Raw genomic sequence first — 18,428 nt, 5'->3', positions numbered from 1 at the left:
ATTGACGCGTTCCGCGGGATATGCCGGTGAAATAGGCACATAAGCGCCACCCGCTTTCAGCACGGCCAGAATACTGATCACCATTTCCAGACTGCGGTCAAAATAAAGGGCGATCAGTGTGCCGGCTTGCAGCGGTGCATTTTTTTGCTGCTGGTAATGTTCGCGAATAGCGCTTGCTAGCTGGTTCGCCCGTTCGTTGAGCTGGCGGTAGGTCAGTGTTTCTCCCTCAAACACCAGGGCCACGTTATCCGGCGTGATTTCCACCTGTGCTTCAAACAATTGTTGCAGGGTTTTGTCCTGCGGGTAGGAAACATCGGTCTGGTTCCATGTATGCAGCAAGGTATGGCGCTCTTCTTCACTAAGGAACATGATTGACGTATGCGGCTGATGTGGGTCACAGGCCACGGCGTGCAGAATGCGCTCAAGCTGACCAAGCAAACGCAGCACTTGTTTATCTGTCAGCCAGCCTTCACCATAACCCAATTTTATGATTAAACTGTCGCCCTGCTCGTAGGCCATCAATGACAACGGATAATCCACTTTTTCGATGGCTTGGCGGAACTTCTGGGTATTTTCAATCCCTTTCTCGTTTTCGCTCACCACAGGAACCGGGTAGTTTTCAAAGACGAACAGGCTATGGAATAACCGTTCTCCGTCTGGCTGCAAGCTGGCGAGTGATACGGCACTGTGGCTGTTGAGTGCGGCGATATCCTTCTGTATGTCTTGTAAAACCGCAGAGATATTGTCCGCCTGAGTCCACTGCACCATCAACGGCAGGGTATTAATATACAAGCCGACACTGGACTCAATGCCCGCCACCGGTACATCACGGCCGGAAACGGTGGCGCCCACGATGGTCTGTTCATCCCCGGTGTAACTGTGCAGTAATTTATGCCAGGCAAATTGCAGGACCACATTGAGCGTAACACCTTGCATCCGGCACATGCTCCTCAGTTGTTCATAAAAATCTCCCTGTACAGTGAGCATCTGTTCGGCGGGTTTTTCAACGGTTTTAATCTGTGTTAAATCAACGTGATGGCTTAACAGGACTGACAAATCATTAGGTTCCCGGAAATGCGTTTTACGCTCAGCCCAATAAGCTTCAGATTCAGCCTGATGCTCCAGATAGTATTGCTGGGTTGCCAGATAGGCTTTATCTACCACTACTTGGGGGATGCGCCCCTGCGTGAGTTCGTTGTAATACTCATGTACGGTCTGCAATAAAATCGGGCCACTCCAGCCGTCGATAATCGCGTGGTGTTGTGTAATCAGGATTGTCGCCAACTGTTCATGTTGCTTGATGAACGTAAAGCGGGTTAAACCGGGCTGACTAAAATCAAAAGGCAGGGTACGGTCATGTTGTTGGATCGCTTCAATTGCCCGATCCTTCTCTTCTTCTGGTAATTGACTGATATCCTTGATGGTGAAATTAGCCGGACCAAGACTTGGACCCTCAGTCACAATCTGTAAAATTTCCCCTTCCCAATCAAATGCGGTTCTGAGGATAGGGAAGCACAGTGAAGTCAGCGCCCAGGCTTGTTGATAGGCGGCAAGATCGATATTGGTGTGATAATCCAACAATAGTTGCACACGATAGGCATCATCCTGTGGTTGAGCCAGATGGTGATAAATAAGTCCTTGCTGCAAACTGGTGGCAGGGTACAGGGTTTCCACCTGATAGCTTTGCTGCAAACGTTTTAGGCGTTCAATTGAAACGGCTTTAAATTCATAATCACTGGGTGTTTTCATTCCACCCGATTGAGCCTGTTTCTGACCGGCAGCGATGACATGATTGAGGGCTTGCTCAAAAGCCGTGATAAACATTTGTGTCTGGTCTGATGGCAATCGGGACATTACGCTGAATTGCAGTTTTCCCGCCTGAACAGCACCATTGATATCCAGCAGTAAATGACTGCCGTTCTCATTGGCGATCACTGAACCACAGCTATCGTCGATCAGCGTCCAATCCTGATGGTTGGCTTGTCTGGTCTCACCGCCGAATTGGCCGAGGAATTGGCCAAGATAGTTAAAGCTGATGGCAGGTAAATCTCCGGTCAGATATCCCGCCTGATGTAAGACACCGTAGCCAATGCCCCTATTGGGAATAGCACGCAGCATCTCTTTGGTGTGAATAATGGTTTCTGCAATATCATCCTGCACGGTCAGGCAAACAGGATACACAGTCGTAAACCAGCCAACGGTTTCGGAGATATCCAGCGTATTGTCGATGGTTTCCCGTCCATGTCCTTCAAGAATGATGGCGTTCATCGGTTGGGAGAAGGTTGTCTGCAATGCCAATGTGAGGGCGCTGAGCAATAGGTCATTGATTTCAGTGTGATAACCTGAATTGGCTTCACGCAGCAGGGTGCTGGTCAGTTCGGATGATAAGCTCAACTGTTGCGAGTTGATTTCTCCCATCACCGGATAGCTTTTTTTCCCTGTCATGACGCCCTGCCAGTAGGGCACTTCGTCTTGATGCTGTACTGCATAACGTTGGACAGCAGTGACCCATTGCCGGTAACTACTGGTTTTCGGTGGCAGCGTTGTGCCTTGTAGTAGCAGGCGCATATCTTCGGCGATAATTCGCCACGATACGGCATCAATAATCAGGTGGTGAAAGGCGAAAAATAATCGGGCACTGCCGTCGGCATATCCGGTCAGGTGAGCGGCTTGCCATAAAGGCCCCTCATAATAATCAAAACCACTCTGCCATTGGGTCAGTTGCTGGTATCGTTCAGCTTCATCCAGCTCTCTCACATCACAATGCAGTAATTCAGGCAACCGGAACGGCATTCCTGCGGGGTAACACTGACGATAGCCCTGTGCTGTGTTGATAAAACGGGCACGTAACATATCATGTCGCTCTGCCAGCGCTATCAGGGCCTGTGCAATATGTTTGTGCTGAATATTCCCGGGAAGCCGGAACATAAATGCCTGATTCCAATGGTGCGGATATGGCAGATTTTGATTGAAGAAATCTTGCTGGATAGGTAATAAATCAAACTCCCCGCTTAATAATCCCTGCTCAGCAACCACGGTGACTGCGGATGTTGTTTGTGTCAGGAGTTGCGCCAGACGCGATACTGTTGGTGCTTCAAAAATCGATTTGACCTGAAGAGAGAAACCTGCCTGCCGCAGTTTGGAAACCAACTGGATACTGATAATCGAATCGCCACCGATACGGAAGAAGTTGTCCTCAATGCCGATCCGCTCTAATCCCAAAACATCTTGCCAGAGTGCACACAATTGAGTTTCCAACTCCGTACGCGGTGCTATATAACGATCCCGGTTTTCCCATACTGGCGCTGGCAAGGCATGACGGTCGAGTTTGCCATTGGTGGTCAGGGGGATGGCCTCAATGCGGGTAAAGCTGGCGGGTATCATATATTCCGGCAAAAGGGCTGAAAGATATTCCAGCAGAGTATCATTGGTCAGCGTTTCGTCTGTCACCAGATAAGCGGCCAGTGCTTTATGGCCCGCATGCTCCTGGTCAATCACCACGGCTTGTTTCACCTGTGGGTGGGAGGATAAAGCCGTTTCAATTTCACCCAGCTCAATGCGGTAACCGCGGATTTTGACCTGAAAATCATTGCGCCCCAGATATTCGAGGTTGCCATCCGGCAGCCAGCGCACCAAATCACCGGTTTTGTACAGACGGGTATAACCGTTAGCCTTATCTTCAGCACTGGCAAACGGATTTTCGACAAAACGCTCAGCAGTCAGTTCCGGACGGTTCCGATATCCCCGTGCCAGTCCGGCACCGCCGATATACAACTCTCCGGGCGCACCAATAGGAGACAGTTTGCCATTACGATTAAGGACATACAGATGGGTATTATGATGTGCCTTGCCAATGGGGACATGGCCACTAAATTCATCAGTGACATCAAAGTGAGTGATATCATTTGTCGTTTCAGTTGGGCCATAGAGATTAATTAAAGTACTCGAACCCCTATTTATGGCTCTGAATGCGCTGACATGGGACATCGTCAACGCTTCTCCGCCGCATAGCACATAACGGATAGTGTCAGGCAATTGCTGGCCTAAATCCCGTATTGTCTGGCAGAAAGCACCTAACATGGATGGGACAAACTGCACAACCGTCACGCCGGTTTTCTGTATCAGTTGATGCAGGACTTCGGGTTGTTTATGCACATCCGGTGAGGGCATCACAATACTGGCACCAAACCAGTTAGCTGCAATCAGCTCCCAGACTGAAGCATCAAAGGTATAAGGGATTTGTTGCAGGACTTTATCCGATGCACTTAAGGGATATTGAGCCTGCATCCAACACAGGTGATTGATGACGTTCTGATGGGTCAGCTCAACACCTTTCGGCTGCCCGGTCGTTCCGGAGGTGTAGATAATGTATGCCAGATCTGTACTTTTGTTTACCGGCACTAAATTTTCCGCTGGTTGATCTTTGGTGATTGTACTGTCATCTGCGGCTATCAGCGCAGGTTGGATGGGTAAAATATGCGCACATTTTTCCAGTGTCGTCAGATATCGTTGCTGGGTTATCACACACGGGCTTCCGGTATCTTCCAGAATAAACTGGACTCGCTCCGGTGGATATTCGGGAGAAATCGGCACATAGGCACCGCCGGCTTTCAGCACCGCCAGAATACTGATCACCATTTCCAGACTGCGATCGAGGTAGAGGGCTATTGGTGTATCTGCCTGCATTGTTGCGTTATGTTGCTGTTGGTAACATTCGCGTATCACAACAGCGAGTTGATTTGCCCGTTCGTTGAGCTGACGGTAGGTCAGGGTTTCCTCTTCGAATATTAACGCCACATTATCGGGTGTTGCTGCGGCCTGAACCTCAAACTGCTGTTGTAGAATCATCTCTTGCGGGTAGGGGACGTTGGTCTGGTTCCAGCAGTGCAATAGGGTATGGCGCTCTTGTTCTAATAAAACAGGTAAGTCACTGACTAATACAGAAGAGGAGTTAAGCAGAGCAGTCAATAAGTTTTGCAATCGTTTAAATATTTTTTTTATATCTTGAGCGCTAAAATATTCCTGTAAGTAATCTATCGTTATTGTTATTTCCTGATTATGTCCAAAATCTTTTAATCGAAAAGCGATAGGATCAATATTAGAGAATCCGTCGATAACATGATATTGTGCCTGGCTGATTTCAGGTGTTGACCCTGCAAGTTTTTCATAGAATATAAATATATTGGGTAAAGCAATTCCATAATGATTAGCTATTCTGACCAAATGAGAACGAGGGAATTGACCGTGGTGATAACTCTCTTTTAGCGCTGATTCGGTTAGTTTAATCTGCTCAATCATACTGATTTCGTCAGAAACATGGCAATGTACGGGGTATATATTTGCCAGCATCCCTACGATATTTCTCTCTGATTTTGTCTTTCTTCCATGAGTGATGGTATTAAATGTTAATTCTTGCTGTCCTGTCAGTTCTGACATCATAATGGTGACCAGACTAGAGAAGACAGCGAGAAGATTCGTCTTATTTTCTTCACAAAAAGCGCGTAAATCTGCTTTAATTGACGATGGCAATACCAACTCATCGCTACCAGAACCCTTATTTTGATAATAAGGCGTTAATTGATGGATGTCATTTTTTGCTAAAAAATTATACCAGTAGCTTTTATCTTCTTCGTAATGGGAAGAATTCAGGTATTCTTTTGCTTTCTCTATTACATCTAAATATTGTGGAATTCCTGATAACCAAGTTGTTGATGTTCCATTTTTCAGGCATGAGTACAACTTAAAAACATATTCATGAAGTCGCAATAAACCGGTCCCATCAATGATAATATGGTGGAATTTATTGAAAAAATAATACCTTTCACTCGCAATGCGAATTAATGAAATCTGATACAAGATCTCATTTGGGAAGTTGATGGGCTGGCTTACCTGTTGCTGCATCCAATGCCGGGCTTTTTCTTCAGGATCAGGCTGCGTTGAAAAATCATGGAATAAGATTGACTCTGGATTGCTCTGATTTTCAAGATATTGCGTTGCTTCATTATCCGAATTAATCGAGAAACGTAATCTTAGGATATCAATATGTTGGTGCAGTAATTGCCAGGCTTGTTGCAAGATGACGATATCAATCTCACCTTCCATCAAGGTATACCAGCCTATATTGTGTAATGGAGTATTTTCATGAAGGGTTTGCTCGTAAAACACATCTTCTTGAGCGGGATGAAGGTCATATAAGTTCGAATTTAGCGAACCTTCAGTTGTTTTCATAATAAATTATACGAACGCATTCCGCTTGCAAGTTATTTGTAATCTATGATACAAATGGGTAAATTTCAGCGAGTGCCTAACCTTAATTTATTTATGTTTTTAGTATTAACATAATTTAGCAAACTATATTTTGTTCCTGATGGTTTAAATATTAATTTGTTATTTTTATTCAATAAGTGTTAGCATTATTCACCATGGTATCATTACAGCCAATCTTGCAACCTTTCAGCATTCTTCCTTATGCAAAATAGTTGATATTTATTTTCAGTCAATAGTTAGCCAATAGTTAAAGTCTTATTTCTGATTCTTTCAAGTATACATCCTTGTCACCCATCCTGTTCCGCCCAGATTCTTTTTATTTTCAATGATAATCATTGTGTTTCACTCATCATTATTGCATGGTAATAATTCTTTGTGCTGTAATAGTGATTGTCATTTGGATTGAAGTCTATATTATTTTTTATTTAATATGGTTAATTTTTTTTAATGGCCTATAAATCGCAAAATGATATAATTTATATTGTTTATGGTTTCAAGTTTATATTTTATTTGTATCGTTTTGTTTTTATTAAGGTAAACAGCCTTTCATTCTTTTTTATATTGAAGTAAATCGCTAGTGTAAGTAATTTTACCATTGGATTATTAATTCTTTTTAAATATATTTTTTATCAATCATGGGAAGTATTTTGATTAAAATTGTTGTGAAAGTGGTGTTATTTGTGATGAGGGAGGTGATGTTGATACATGTGGATAACTTAATAAAATAAATTTATAAAACCCGGCCTTATAACTGCATGATTTTACACCAATAATGATAGATAAAATGGTGTTTTTCGTTAAAGCGTTACACCCCGAATTGTGGTAGATTAACCCGTTTTTTTGGGAATGTGGTCTATCTTATTTTTAGGTTGGTGAGCAATATGGGCGTGTGGGGTTACTTATTTATCGCAATTTTGTCTGAAGTGGTAGCAACAACGATGTTAAAAACTGCGGATGGCTTTACTCGCTTAGTACCTTCGATTATTGTTGTGCTTGGGTATTGTTTATCTTTTTGGGCGTTATCACAAGTTGTTAAAGTAATGCCCTTGGGGATTGCTTATGCCGTTTGGTCTTGTCTTGGCATAGTGTTAGTTTCCATAGCAGGTATATTTTTATATCAACAGAAACTTGATTTACCCGCAATTATTGGAATCCTTCTAATTATTGCCGGCGTTTTAGTTATTAATTTGTTTTCTAAAAGTGCAGGACACTGATTTATATTGATCTATAGATTAACTCGATGATTCAACGGGAGAAAATATGCTTTTAAGGCGGAGAATTATTTTGTGTAGTTTGTTGTTGGTTTTCGGCATATTGGCTGGTTGCAGTGGGCAGCAAACAAATGCTTCATTAAATCGATACAAACATTATCACTACTCTGATCTGGGGATTCACTTGAGTAAAGATGCAAGTGAAACTTGCACTGACGCAGGAGGGATTCAGACACTGACTAATCAATTGAATGGTCAGAAAGTGCCTGTGTGCCAACTGGCTAATGGCCGTCGCTGTAATGAACAGGCTTTGCTGGATGGCGGATGTGCGTCAATTTAATTTTTTATGACAGAAATATGTCACTGCCAATATAAACATATTTCTGTCAACTTTTAATCCGCAGGATATTCATCCTTATAATGTTTTTCCTTAGTAAAAATGAAAGGCATTATCCAGTCTATAAAAATATTTATTTTTTTCTCTCGATAACTGACACGATACAGCTATAGAAGTTATTGGGTCAAATGACAATTATTTTTTAGCCACACAAATCTTATTTACAGAAAAATCATCAGATTATTCTGTGGTTGATATTGCAGTCTGAAAATAATGAGCAAGAATAATTAAGGTATTCCTTATAACTTCTTTTCAATTAATTATCGGGAGATAAAAAATATGCTAAAGCGAAAATATTTGACCCAGTCTGAAATTGATGTATTGCTCACTGCGTTGGATAAATATCCTCACGCAGCACGTAATATTTGTATGATATTTATGGGATTTATTCATGGTTTCCGGGTATCTGAATTATTGAATTTGCGAATTTCTGATGTTGACTTGGAAGGAAAAAGCTTGCGAGTACAACGATTAAAAAATGGTTTTTCTACTATTCACCCAATGGTATCCCGTGAAATTCAATTGGTACGTCGCTGGTTAGCTGAGCGTTCGAAGTATTTGCCGAAGAAATCCGCATTATTAGATGGTCAGGCAATTGATAGTAAAGAACCCGATTGGTTATTTTTATCTCGTAGTGGTCAACGTATGTCACGTCAGCAGATTTATAAAATTCTTCGGCAAACCAGCCAAAAGGCAAAATTGTCGATTTGCGCGAATCCGCACATGTTGAGGCATGCCTGTGGTTATGCGTTGGCAGACAATGGGGTAGATACCCGCTTGATTCAAGACTATTTAGGTCACCGGAATATTCGCCATACAGTCCGCTACACCGCGAGTAATGCGGGAAGATTTGAGACAATATGGGACGATAAAGGAAAACGAAAAAAGTTAACAATTAGTACCAAACTGTTAACTAAGGATTTTTCATCCGAAAAATAAAAAAATCGGCCGAATAAACCAACTTAAACAGACAATTAAGCAAATGAGTCTTTCGAATTTGAGTGACATACAAGATTGGGAAATTGTATAGAAAAAGTTGGAAAAAAATTTCAGGCTATAGAAATGGGATTAATCAAAAATCAATAATTTATTAATATTTTAATATCAATATGTTATTTGGCGTTTTGCAGATAATAAGAAAATGAACTACGTTTAAAAATAGCTGTTTTAGGTGACTTGACAGTTTGGTACTAATTGTCAATTCGCCGAGGGGATAGTCACAACGCTCCGGGATGAGTCAATAGCACCGGCGCCTGATGGTGTCTGGTGGGAATAATGTTGATTCGGAAGGTTGATAAATATGCTAAAGCAACAAAACAGGCAGTGGACAAAAAGACAACGCTACCGGCTGAAACAGGTGGCGTGGGTGAATATCGTTGCCCAGATTTTATTTCCCGTGGCGGGGGCGTTTACCCCTGCCGTGGCGGCCACCAGAACCGGCGATGAAATTGATGTGCCTCCATCCCAATCCCGTCAGATACTGGCGGACAGCCTGAAACAAGCCGCCAGCCATGACGACCCCCCCGCCAATACCGGAGACAATACCGAGCGCTGGCTGGCGAGTGCCGCTTCCCGTGCTGCGGGGATGCTGAAAAGCGGCAATCTGGTGGACAGCACCAAGAGCCAGTTACGCGGTATGGCGGTCAGTGAGGCCAATCAGGCGGTGCAGAACTGGCTGCAACGGTACGGTACTGTTAAATTACAGGCCAATGTGGATGACCGCGGGCGGCTGGACGGCAGCCAGTTTGATATGCTGTTGCCGCTGTATGACACGGAAAAACGGATGGCCTTTACCCAGTTCGGCCTGCGCCATATTGACAGTCGCACCACCGCCAACTGGGGACTGGGGCAGCGCCATTTCCTTGATGGCGGCATGTTTGGCTATAACGCCTTTCTTGACCACGACATCACCCGTGACCACACCCGTTTCGGGGTGGGTGCCGAATATGCCCGTGACTTTATGAAATTCGGGGCGAACGGTTATTTCCGTGCCAGCGGCTGGAAAGACGGCAAGAAACTGAAAGATTACGATGAGCGCCCCGCCAACGGGTTTGACCTGCGCGGCGAAGGGTATATTCCTGCCTACCCGCAACTGGGGGGCAAACTAATCTATGAGCAGTATTTTGGGGATGAAGTCGGGTTACTGAGCGAAACGCGCCGGCAGAAAAACCCGGCGGCCTTTACACTGGGGATGAACTATACCCCCATCCCGCTGGTGACACTGGGGCTTGACCGTAAACAAAGCACCTCTGGCGGCGGGGAAACCCTGTTTAACCTTGGCCTGAATTATGAAATTGGCACACCGTGGTCAAGGCAGGTTGACCCGTCTGTAGTGGCCTTCAAACGCAGCCTGCAAGGCGGGCGTTATGATTTGGTCGAGCGCAATAACCAAATCGTACTGGAGTACCGCAAGAAAAACCTGATACGCCTGATGATGGAAAATCGGATTAGCGGGCGTGGCGGTGCGGTCATCCCGCTGAATATCAATGTCAGTGCCAAACATGGCCTGAAAGAGATTGTCTGGGATACCGCCGGTCTGGTGGCAGGCGGTGGCAAGCTGGAAAGCGTGAATGCTTCGGCGCGGACAGCCGGTTTCGCCGCTGAACCCGTTCGCGGCGGCACCCATTACCTGCTGACCCTGCCACCGTTCCATGAGAAAGGTAATAATACTTATACCTTATCCGGTATCGCCTATGATACACAGGGTAATGCCTCTGACCGGATGGAAACGCAGATACAGGTGCTCTCTTCCGCGGTCAATCCGGCGGGTTCGGGATTCGAACCCGCCAATAAATCGATGGTGGCTGACGGAAAAACCCAGACGGTTATCCGCCTGAAACTGACCGACAAAGACGGCAAGCCGGTGACCGGGGCTGCGGGCAATATCAAACTGACCGATGACAAGACCAAACTGACCGGTGACGGCAAAGACCCGGCGCTGGGAACAGAAGTGAAAGAAGTGCCGGAAGGCAGCGGGATTTATGAAGTGACCGCCACCGCCGGGACTAAACACGGTAAATGGACTATCAAGCCTAACGTTGACGGCCATGCCCTGACGCCCACGGTCATTGATTTCGGTGATTCACTGGCGAACATGATAGATACCGACCGCACTGAGTTTAAGCCGGAAGCGGGCACCCTGAGCAAGGAAGGTGACACAACCGACATCATCTTGAACCTGAAAGACAAGGACGGTAACCCCATTACGGGTGCGGCCGATAAAATCACACTGGATAAGGACAACAGCGAACTGTACGGTGAACCGCCTTATCCTTCTTTGGGTGAGGTGAGAGAAGATCCGACCGGCAGCGGTATCTATAAAGCCAAGGTGACTGCCGGCAAGAAAAAAGGCACCTGGAAAATTACGCCGAACGTGGACGGCAAGGCGCTGAAACCCGCCATCATCACCTTTGGTCAGTCTCTGACGGACATTGTGGATACTAAAGGCTCACAGTTTACGCCGGAAACCAACGTACTGGCGGCCAATAACGAGGACAGCACCGTCCTGACCCTCCATCTTAAGGACAAATCCGGCAACCCTATCCCGAATGCGAAGGACAGTATCACATTCGAAGACAACGGCGATACGCTGACGGGTGACGGCAAAAATAAACCCACCATTGATAAGGTCTGGGAAGAGCCGGCAGGCAGCGGCATTTATAAGGTGAAGGTCAAAGCCGGCGATAAAACCGGCTCGTGGAAAATCACGACCAAAGTAGAGGGCAAGCCGCTGGAAACGCCGACAGAAATCACCTTTGGTGCGTCAAAGGCGGAGTTGGTTGACCCGGATAAATCCGAGTTTGTAGCGGAAAAAGGTGATCTGCCTAATGAGGGGGATACCACCATCATCAGGCTGAACCTGAAAGACATCAATGGTCATCCCATTACCGGGGCAGAAAACAGTATTAACCTGATACCGGATAATCATGAGTTGTATGGCAAAGGTGAAACCTTGCCGGCTTACGGCAAAGCCAGAGAAGTCCCGCCGGGCAGTGGCCTGTATGAAGTGCCTGTCACCGCCGGCGCGAAAAAAGGCAAATGGACGCTGACCCCCGAGGTGTTCGGCAAGCGGCTGAAACGCCCTGCCACCATTAACTTCGGGCAAACTCTGGCGGATATATTGGATAGCAACAGCCCCACCGTTGAGCCGACAGACGGCAGTAATGCACTGGCAGCGGATGGTGTTTCCACCAAAACCTTACGGGTTGTGCTGAAAGATAAACAGGGCAAACCGGTCACGGGGGCAAAAGACAGCATCAGGGTTTCTGCATCAGGGCAATTGCAGGGGGAAGGTAAAGATCCACAGATAAGTGACGTCAAGGAGGTGTCAGACGGGGTCTATGAAGTTGTCGTGACCGCTGGGCGGAAAACCGGTAACTGGACACTGACCACGGCCGTGGACGGTACGGACAGAAAGCAGGAGACGGTGATTGAGTTTGATGAAAACAAAGCCCCCGGCATCAGTGGCCTGCAACTGGAAGGGGTTTTGCATGTCAACGGCGTCCTGCATGCTCTCTATCAGTTTGAGGCCAAAGGCGGCAACACCACTGATCGCTCGTTCTATGTCTGGGGAGAAAAAGGCACGACAGCGAAACGGGTGATGAAGTTAGCCGATGAGGCGGGGGTAAAAGAGCCGATAGAATTGGTGCAGAAAAACGGCGAAGGGCGGGTTGCCACCGGTGCGGCTGATAAGGACAAGGTGAAATACACCATTGAAAGCAGCGATATCGGCAAGGTACTGGAGGTGTCGATACTGGCAGCGAATGAGGCGAATTTACGGGCTAATGCACCGCTGACTGCCGATGTGAATGATCCGAAATTTAACCAAGGCATTACCGGGAGCAATGGCAATGGCGGCGTGGCTGATCCGAAAGCCAAACCCGGCATCGAACAGATTGTGTTGAGCGGGGAGTTGGAAATCAATAAGCCTCTGACGGCTCAATACACTTTTAAGGATAACGGCGGGGATGCCACTGATCTCTCCCAATTTGCCTGGCATGAAAAAGGCACCACAGTGGCGGAAGCCGATTATCAGGCCGTGCCGGACAGCGGCAAAAATGCCCAAAATAAAACCGGTACCTTAAGTAAAACATTAGCGCAGGATGATGCCGGGAAAACCCTTGCGATTACCGTTAAGCCCATTAATGGAAACAGCGATCAGGGTGAGCCTAAAACGGTGGATATCAGCATGACTGACAGTGCCGTGAATAAAACGACCTCCATGGGCGGAAAACCGGGCACTATCCTTGATCCGGCAGCAAAACCCTCCATTGATAAACTGTTGTTGGAGGGCAGGCTGTACCTGAATGAAACCTTAAAGGCCAAATATGAATTTAATCCCAACAACGGGGATGTCACAGATAATTCCACCTATGTCTGGAAGCGTTTAAGGCCGGAGAATAAAAACGGCGGGCCAAGAGAAGAGGTACAGGACCCTGAAGCCAAAGGCACGGTTGATGGCAAAAAAATCCTGAGTGGTGATATTCCCTCTTACACACTGGGTAAAGAGGATACTGGCAGGCTGCTGGAAATTACCATCACACCGAAAAACGGTCTCAAGGAAATCGGGACTGATGCAGTGATAAATACGGGACAAGACCATACCCTTATCGGAGGAACCGATGACGGGGCAATCATTGATCCAAACAGAGGGCCCATCATTGAAGGATTAACGATTAACGGCACACTGGAAGTAGGGCAGTCCCTGACCGGTTCGTACATCTTTAAGAAAAATGATAAAGATGATGTGGATAACTCAGTGTATCTCTGGGGTATTAAATATTCCGATATTGATGATCCGAATGCTCCGACATCACCAGAGAAAAGGATCAACGACTTAGTTAATGATCCTGACCACCACATCACAATTTCTGAAACAGTGCCACCCTATATTCTGGAAGCAAAAGACAGTGGCCGGATTATCCAGCTCGCCATGGTTCCCCGCAGTCCGCTGAAGTCAGATGGTGATAAAATGATGTTGGGTAAGACAGTGGCGACAGATTCTGAGCAGGAAGCCAAGAAAGGTAATGTCACAGGGGGTAATCAGGATGGCACGGTAAAAGGTATCGCAGATGATTTTAGCGTAGATGCGGATAAAACCACCGCCAAAGCCAAAATCGATCTGGTTGATAATATAGCTGAGTCGATTGAGTTAACGATCAAAACCCAAAAGGATAAAAAACCGATTGGTGGTGTACCGGTGACCATTAAAATGACAGCGACCAACCGTCAAAATGGTAATGAAACACCTACCGTAAAACTGGATATTGAAAAAGGTATTTTATATGACAAAGGCGGCGTGCTGAGTGGTAATACGAAGACTTACAGCGGTCATACGGATGAGAATGGTGACTTCATTATCAAGGTAACTGACCCTAATGGGAAAGGAGTGAAAACGACATTGAAAGTGACTGCTGAAGGTGCTAGTGGTGCGCTTACTGAGCAGACAAAAAATGTTACCTTTACTGTGATTACCAGCCCTGATGTGTCTGTGGCTAATTATTGGGGGCATATGTTTAACACTATATCTGCGGGTGGGATGACTTTTAATCGACCTACATTAAAAGCGGAACTAGCCGGGGATACTCCTAGTGATCATGGTCTCATCAATAACGAGGAATGGACAACTGTTGCTACTGATAATGTTATCAAATTTTGCTCTGATCGAGGTCTACGGACGCCATACGCTTCCGAGTATCAGACATTAGCTAACCAATATAATGCAGGAGCAGAGAATATAATATACAAAAAATATGGATGGCTTAAAAATTGGAGTTACTATGCATACGATAAATTTACTTCAGGTGAACACCCAGGATACCGAAAGAAAGTCAATCTTGGGGATGGATCTCTTACCTATGGTTATCTGGATAATCCTGTAGCATGCCGTAACAAGTGAGAATATCAAAGCCATTAAATTTAATTTACAGGCTCTAATGGTCAGATAAAATCACCGAAACCAAACTGTCCCAAGTTATCATCTCCAACAACAAGGGGCAGTTTTTATTCTCAGAACCTATTTCTATTACGAACCTGAAAAACCTGACTGACCAGCACCAGTACGCCTACCACCAAATAAGCCGCAAAAATGCCAATCAACCATTGCGGCATATCCAATGTTAAAAATTCCCACTGTTTCACCGAGCAATCCCCATAGGCCTGAAACACTGAAGGCAGCCACTCATGCAGCGGTAACCAGGATGGGAAACTGACAAAGAAATCGCAGGTATTAAAGGGAGAAGGGTATAACTGCATCATGGTGTGATCCCATGCCAGTTGCAGTCCTTGCCATGCGCTGTAAATCCATAGCAGGATCGCCAGCCAGCGCAAAGGGGTTTTAGGGGCAATGGCACCAAGCAATGCAGCGCCTAAAATACCAAACAGGGCAACACGCTCATAAATACACATAACACAGGGCTGTAACTGCATAACATGCTGAAAATAGAGTGCGGTGGCTTCTAAGATAAGAGCTGTCAGCGCCATTAATAACCATGCACCTCGCCCTTGGGAACACTGTTTTAAAAATTGGAACATTGTTGTTTTCCCCATGTATGAATTAATTGGCTTATTGTGCCGTTTCATCCGTCATAAAAAAATAAAATTAAAGTTAACTGCGCTATTTTTTCAGGAAGAGCATTAACAAAAAACCGGATAGTGTGTAAAGCCACACTATCCGGCAGGATACAACAGTTAATTCTGTTAACAGTTATAACGGAGCAACCAAACCCAGTTTGGTGAGATATTCAGTGGCAGGAACCAACCAAAACTCAACGCTCAGAAACCCGACTAATGTCATCACAATAGTATAAGGCAGTGCCATCATCACCATGCGGCCATAAGAGAGGCGAATCAACGGAGACAGAGCAGAAGTCAGTAAGAACAGGAAAGCCGCCTGCCCATTGGGTGTTGCGACAGAAGGCAAGTTGGTTCCTGTATTGATGGCTACCGCCAAATATTCATATTGTTGTTGTGAAATCAGACCGTTTTTCAGGGCGGTCAGAGCTTCACTAATATACACCGTACCAACGAAGACATTATCAGAAACAGCAGAAAGCAAGCCGTTGAACAGATAGAATAAGGAAAGCTGTGAAGCCGGCGAAGACTGTAGGACAAATTGAATGAATGGCGTAAACAGTTGTTGGTCAACAATCACGGCAACCACAGAGAAGAATACCGTTAGCAATGCAGTAAACGGCAGGGCTTCTTCGAATGCTTTACCCAAGGCGTGTTCTTCAGTAATACCGCAAAATGCCGTGGTGAGAATAATCACTGACAGGCCAATCAAGCCCACTTCGGCTAAATGGAAAGCCAGTGCCACAATCAGCCAAATACCAATTAACGCCTGCACAGCAAGCTGGGCTTTTTCCTGACGGGTACGTTTTTCACTGGCTTTCTGGTCATAGTCTTCTAACACTGAACGAACACGTTCCGGTAATTCAGCGCCGTAACCAAACAGTTTAAAGTGTTCAACCAGCACACAGACCAGCAAACCGCAAACAAATACAGGAATAGTGACTGGCGACATACGAATAAAGAAGGTGACAAAATCCCAGCCAACATGCTTGGCAATAATCAGGTTTTGTGGCTCACCTACCATGGTCATTACGCCACCCAGAGCAGTACCAATACCCGCGTGCATCATCAGGCTGCGCAGAAAGGCACGAAACTGTTCCAGTGTCTGCTTTTTATCTTCGTTATCAATGAACTTATCGTCATTGAGTTCAGAATTGCCATTTTGGGAAAGGAATTGATGGTAGATGGCATAAAACCCGACTGAAACACTGATCACAACGGCAATGACGGTCAGGGCATCAAGAAAGGCAGATAAAAAAGCACTTGCCAGACAGAAAGCCAGTGCCAGCATTTTCTTGGAGCGGATGCTTAATAACAGCTTCGTAAAAACAAACAGCAAGAGCTGTTTCATGAAATAAATACCCGCAACCATGAAAATCAAGAGTAAAATGACTTCCAGATTGTTGCTGATTTCATGGCCTATCTGGTTTGGCGACGTCATTCCGATGATGACGGCTTCAATGGCAAGTAACCCGCCGGGTTGCAAAGGATAGCACTTCAATGCCATTGCCAGAGTGAAGATAAACTCAACAACGAGCATCCAGCCAGCAATAAAAGGGCTGACAAAAAAATAAACCAGTGGATTGATGATAAGAAAAACAATGATAGCCAATTTGTACCAATCCGGCGAATTGCCGAGAAAGTTTTTCACCACTGCACGTCGTATACTGATTTCCATTATTGTTAACTTTCCTCTTTAGTAGATACGTGGAATAAGTCTAAATAGCCAAATCTGGACAATCCAAAACTAAGCCATAGTACGCTCAACAAGATAGCAATTTAAGGGTATCAGCGCATAATTAATCCGTGAATGACTGAGTTTTTTATGAGCCCTTTCACTCTTTCACGGTTTATTTACCAGGTAACTATGTCGGACAAACACATTCTGGTATGATCAACAGCTATTATTAGCCAAGAAAACTGCTTTGGAATAATTAAAATTATGGTAATTAAGGCTCAAAGTCCTGCGAGTTTTGCGGAAGAGTATATCATTGAAAGTATTTGGAATAATCGCTTTCCACCCGGTTCCATACTGCCAGCAGAACGTGAATTATCTGAATTGATCGGTGTCACCCGTACGACTTTGCGTGAAGTGTTGCAGCGCCTTGCCCGTGATGGCTGGTTGACTATTCAGCATGGAAAACCAACAAAGGTCAATAACTTCTGGGAAACATCCGGTCTTAATATTCTGGAAACCTTGGCGCGTCTTGATCATGATCGCGTTCCCCAGTTAATCGACAATTTATTGGCGGTGAGAACGAATATCGCCGCTATCTTTATTCGTACTGCGTTCAGACATAATCCTGAAAAATCACTGGAAGTTCTGGCAGAAAAAGAAAATGTGGAAGATACCGCCGAGTCTTTCAGTTCTGTGGATTATAATATTTTCCGTGGCTTGGCCTTTGCATCAGGCAACCCGATCTATGGTTTGATTATTAATGGGCTGAAAGGGTTATATACCCGTGTTGGTCGTTATTATTTCTCCAGCCCTGAAGCACGTAAGCTGGCAATGAATTTCTACCAACAGTTGGGTTTACTGTGTCAGGAACAATCGTATGACAAGATCATGGATTGTGTGCGTAATTATGGTAAAGACAGTGGGATTATCTGGCATGGTATGCAAAGTGCCATGATCAATGAATTAACAGAAGCACATTTCGGCTGATTATACTTTTTATATTATTCTTTGACTTGATGCGTTGTTGACGCTTGTTCTCCCCAGTGACATAGTCATGTTCTATAAAGTTTTCTATGTTTCTGGGGATGTTCCTTTATCCCATCATTTCTCTTATCTTGGCTCAAGACGAGACAGTAACCCGGTAGCTGTGATAACCGCCAATAGATGCTTGACGTTTTCTCAATAATGACCGTATCGCCTTTAGCTAGCTTAACGAACCGATTATCGTATTGGCTCGCAAAGAAATTGCCCGTACCTCCCATCAATATGCGCTTGTTGCACACGGCTGGTCTCGTTTACCTTT

The 18,428-nt window shown here is 45.3% G+C and carries 8 protein-coding genes; 5 read left to right on the top strand and 3 right to left on the bottom strand.

Going from position 1 to position 18,428, the window contains the following annotated elements; all coding sequences use genetic code 11:
* Positions 1 to 6,228, bottom strand: a 6,228-nt coding sequence (locus tag Xmir_RS36145; RefSeq protein ID WP_145956904.1) for a non-ribosomal peptide synthetase, incomplete at its 3' end; no start/stop codon positions are given.
* A 920-nt stretch (positions 6,229 to 7,148) separates the two neighbouring features.
* On the opposite strand from Xmir_RS36145, the gene Xmir_RS36140 reads away from it, so the two are divergent.
* The 4 genes from Xmir_RS36140 to Xmir_RS36125 all read left to right on the top strand — a co-directional run bounded on the left by Xmir_RS36140 (position 7,149) and on the right by Xmir_RS36125 (position 14,773).
* Positions 7,149 to 7,481, top strand: coding sequence for a DMT family transporter (locus tag Xmir_RS36140; RefSeq protein WP_099114856.1), 333 nt, complete (start codon positions 7,149 to 7,151; stop codon positions 7,479 to 7,481).
* A gap of 46 nt (positions 7,482 to 7,527) precedes the next feature.
* Positions 7,528 to 7,818: a putative hemolysin gene (locus tag Xmir_RS36135; protein ID WP_099114855.1), complete on the top strand. Its 291-nt coding sequence runs from the start codon at positions 7,528 to 7,530 to the stop codon at positions 7,816 to 7,818.
* 336 nt (positions 7,819 to 8,154) lie between these two features.
* Positions 8,155 to 8,814 carry a tyrosine-type DNA invertase gene (locus tag Xmir_RS36130; RefSeq protein ID WP_099114854.1) on the top strand — a complete coding sequence of 220 codons (660 nt, stop codon included), beginning with the start codon at positions 8,155 to 8,157 and terminating at the stop codon, positions 8,812 to 8,814.
* 361 nt (positions 8,815 to 9,175) lie between these two features.
* A complete protein-coding gene (locus Xmir_RS36125) occupies positions 9,176 to 14,773 on the top strand; it encodes an inverse autotransporter beta domain-containing protein (protein WP_099114853.1) in 5,598 nt (1,865 codons plus the stop codon).
* A 110-nt stretch (positions 14,774 to 14,883) separates the two neighbouring features.
* Here the strand turns inward: Xmir_RS36125 and dsbB are convergent, their stop codons facing one another.
* Together dsbB and nhaB are read right to left on the bottom strand one after the other, a co-directional pair.
* Positions 14,884 to 15,408, bottom strand: a complete 525-nt coding sequence (gene dsbB, locus Xmir_RS36120) for a disulfide bond formation protein DsbB (protein WP_099114852.1) — start codon at positions 15,406 to 15,408, stop codon at positions 14,884 to 14,886.
* Positions 15,409 to 15,580: 172 nt separating this feature from the next.
* Positions 15,581 to 17,125, bottom strand: coding sequence for a sodium/proton antiporter NhaB (nhaB, locus tag Xmir_RS36115; RefSeq protein WP_099114851.1), 1,545 nt, complete (start codon positions 17,123 to 17,125; stop codon positions 15,581 to 15,583).
* 264 nt (positions 17,126 to 17,389) lie between these two features.
* Between nhaB and fadR the strand changes: the two genes are divergently transcribed.
* Positions 17,390 to 18,112: a fatty acid metabolism transcriptional regulator FadR gene (fadR, locus tag Xmir_RS36110; RefSeq protein WP_099114850.1), complete on the top strand. Its 723-nt coding sequence runs from the start codon at positions 17,390 to 17,392 to the stop codon at positions 18,110 to 18,112.
* Positions 18,113 to 18,428 lie beyond the last annotated feature (316 nt).

The sequence above is a fragment of the Xenorhabdus miraniensis genome (assembly GCF_002632615.1).
The sequence above is the reverse complement of the archived record's forward strand: the minus strand, read 5'-3'. Positions and strand labels throughout refer to the sequence as shown.

Bases quoted from the DNA above. Each gene is read 5' to 3' on its own strand.
- Xmir_RS36125 (WP_099114853.1), top strand. From the start codon at position 9,176: ATGCTAAAGCAACAAAACAGGCAGTGGACAAAAAGACAACGCTACCGG.
- Xmir_RS36140 (WP_099114856.1), top strand. From the start codon at position 7,149: ATGGGCGTGTGGGGTTACTTATTTATCGCAATTTTGTCTGAAGTGGTA.
- fadR (WP_099114850.1), top strand. From the start codon at position 17,390: ATGGTAATTAAGGCTCAAAGTCCTGCGAGTTTTGCGGAAGAGTATATC.
- nhaB (WP_099114851.1), bottom strand. From the start codon at position 17,125: ATGGAAATCAGTATACGACGTGCAGTGGTGAAAAACTTTCTCGGCAAT.
- dsbB (WP_099114852.1), bottom strand. From the start codon at position 15,408: ATGTTCCAATTTTTAAAACAGTGTTCCCAAGGGCGAGGTGCATGGTTA.
- Xmir_RS36130 (WP_099114854.1), top strand. From the start codon at position 8,155: ATGCTAAAGCGAAAATATTTGACCCAGTCTGAAATTGATGTATTGCTC.
- Xmir_RS36135 (WP_099114855.1), top strand. From the start codon at position 7,528: ATGCTTTTAAGGCGGAGAATTATTTTGTGTAGTTTGTTGTTGGTTTTC.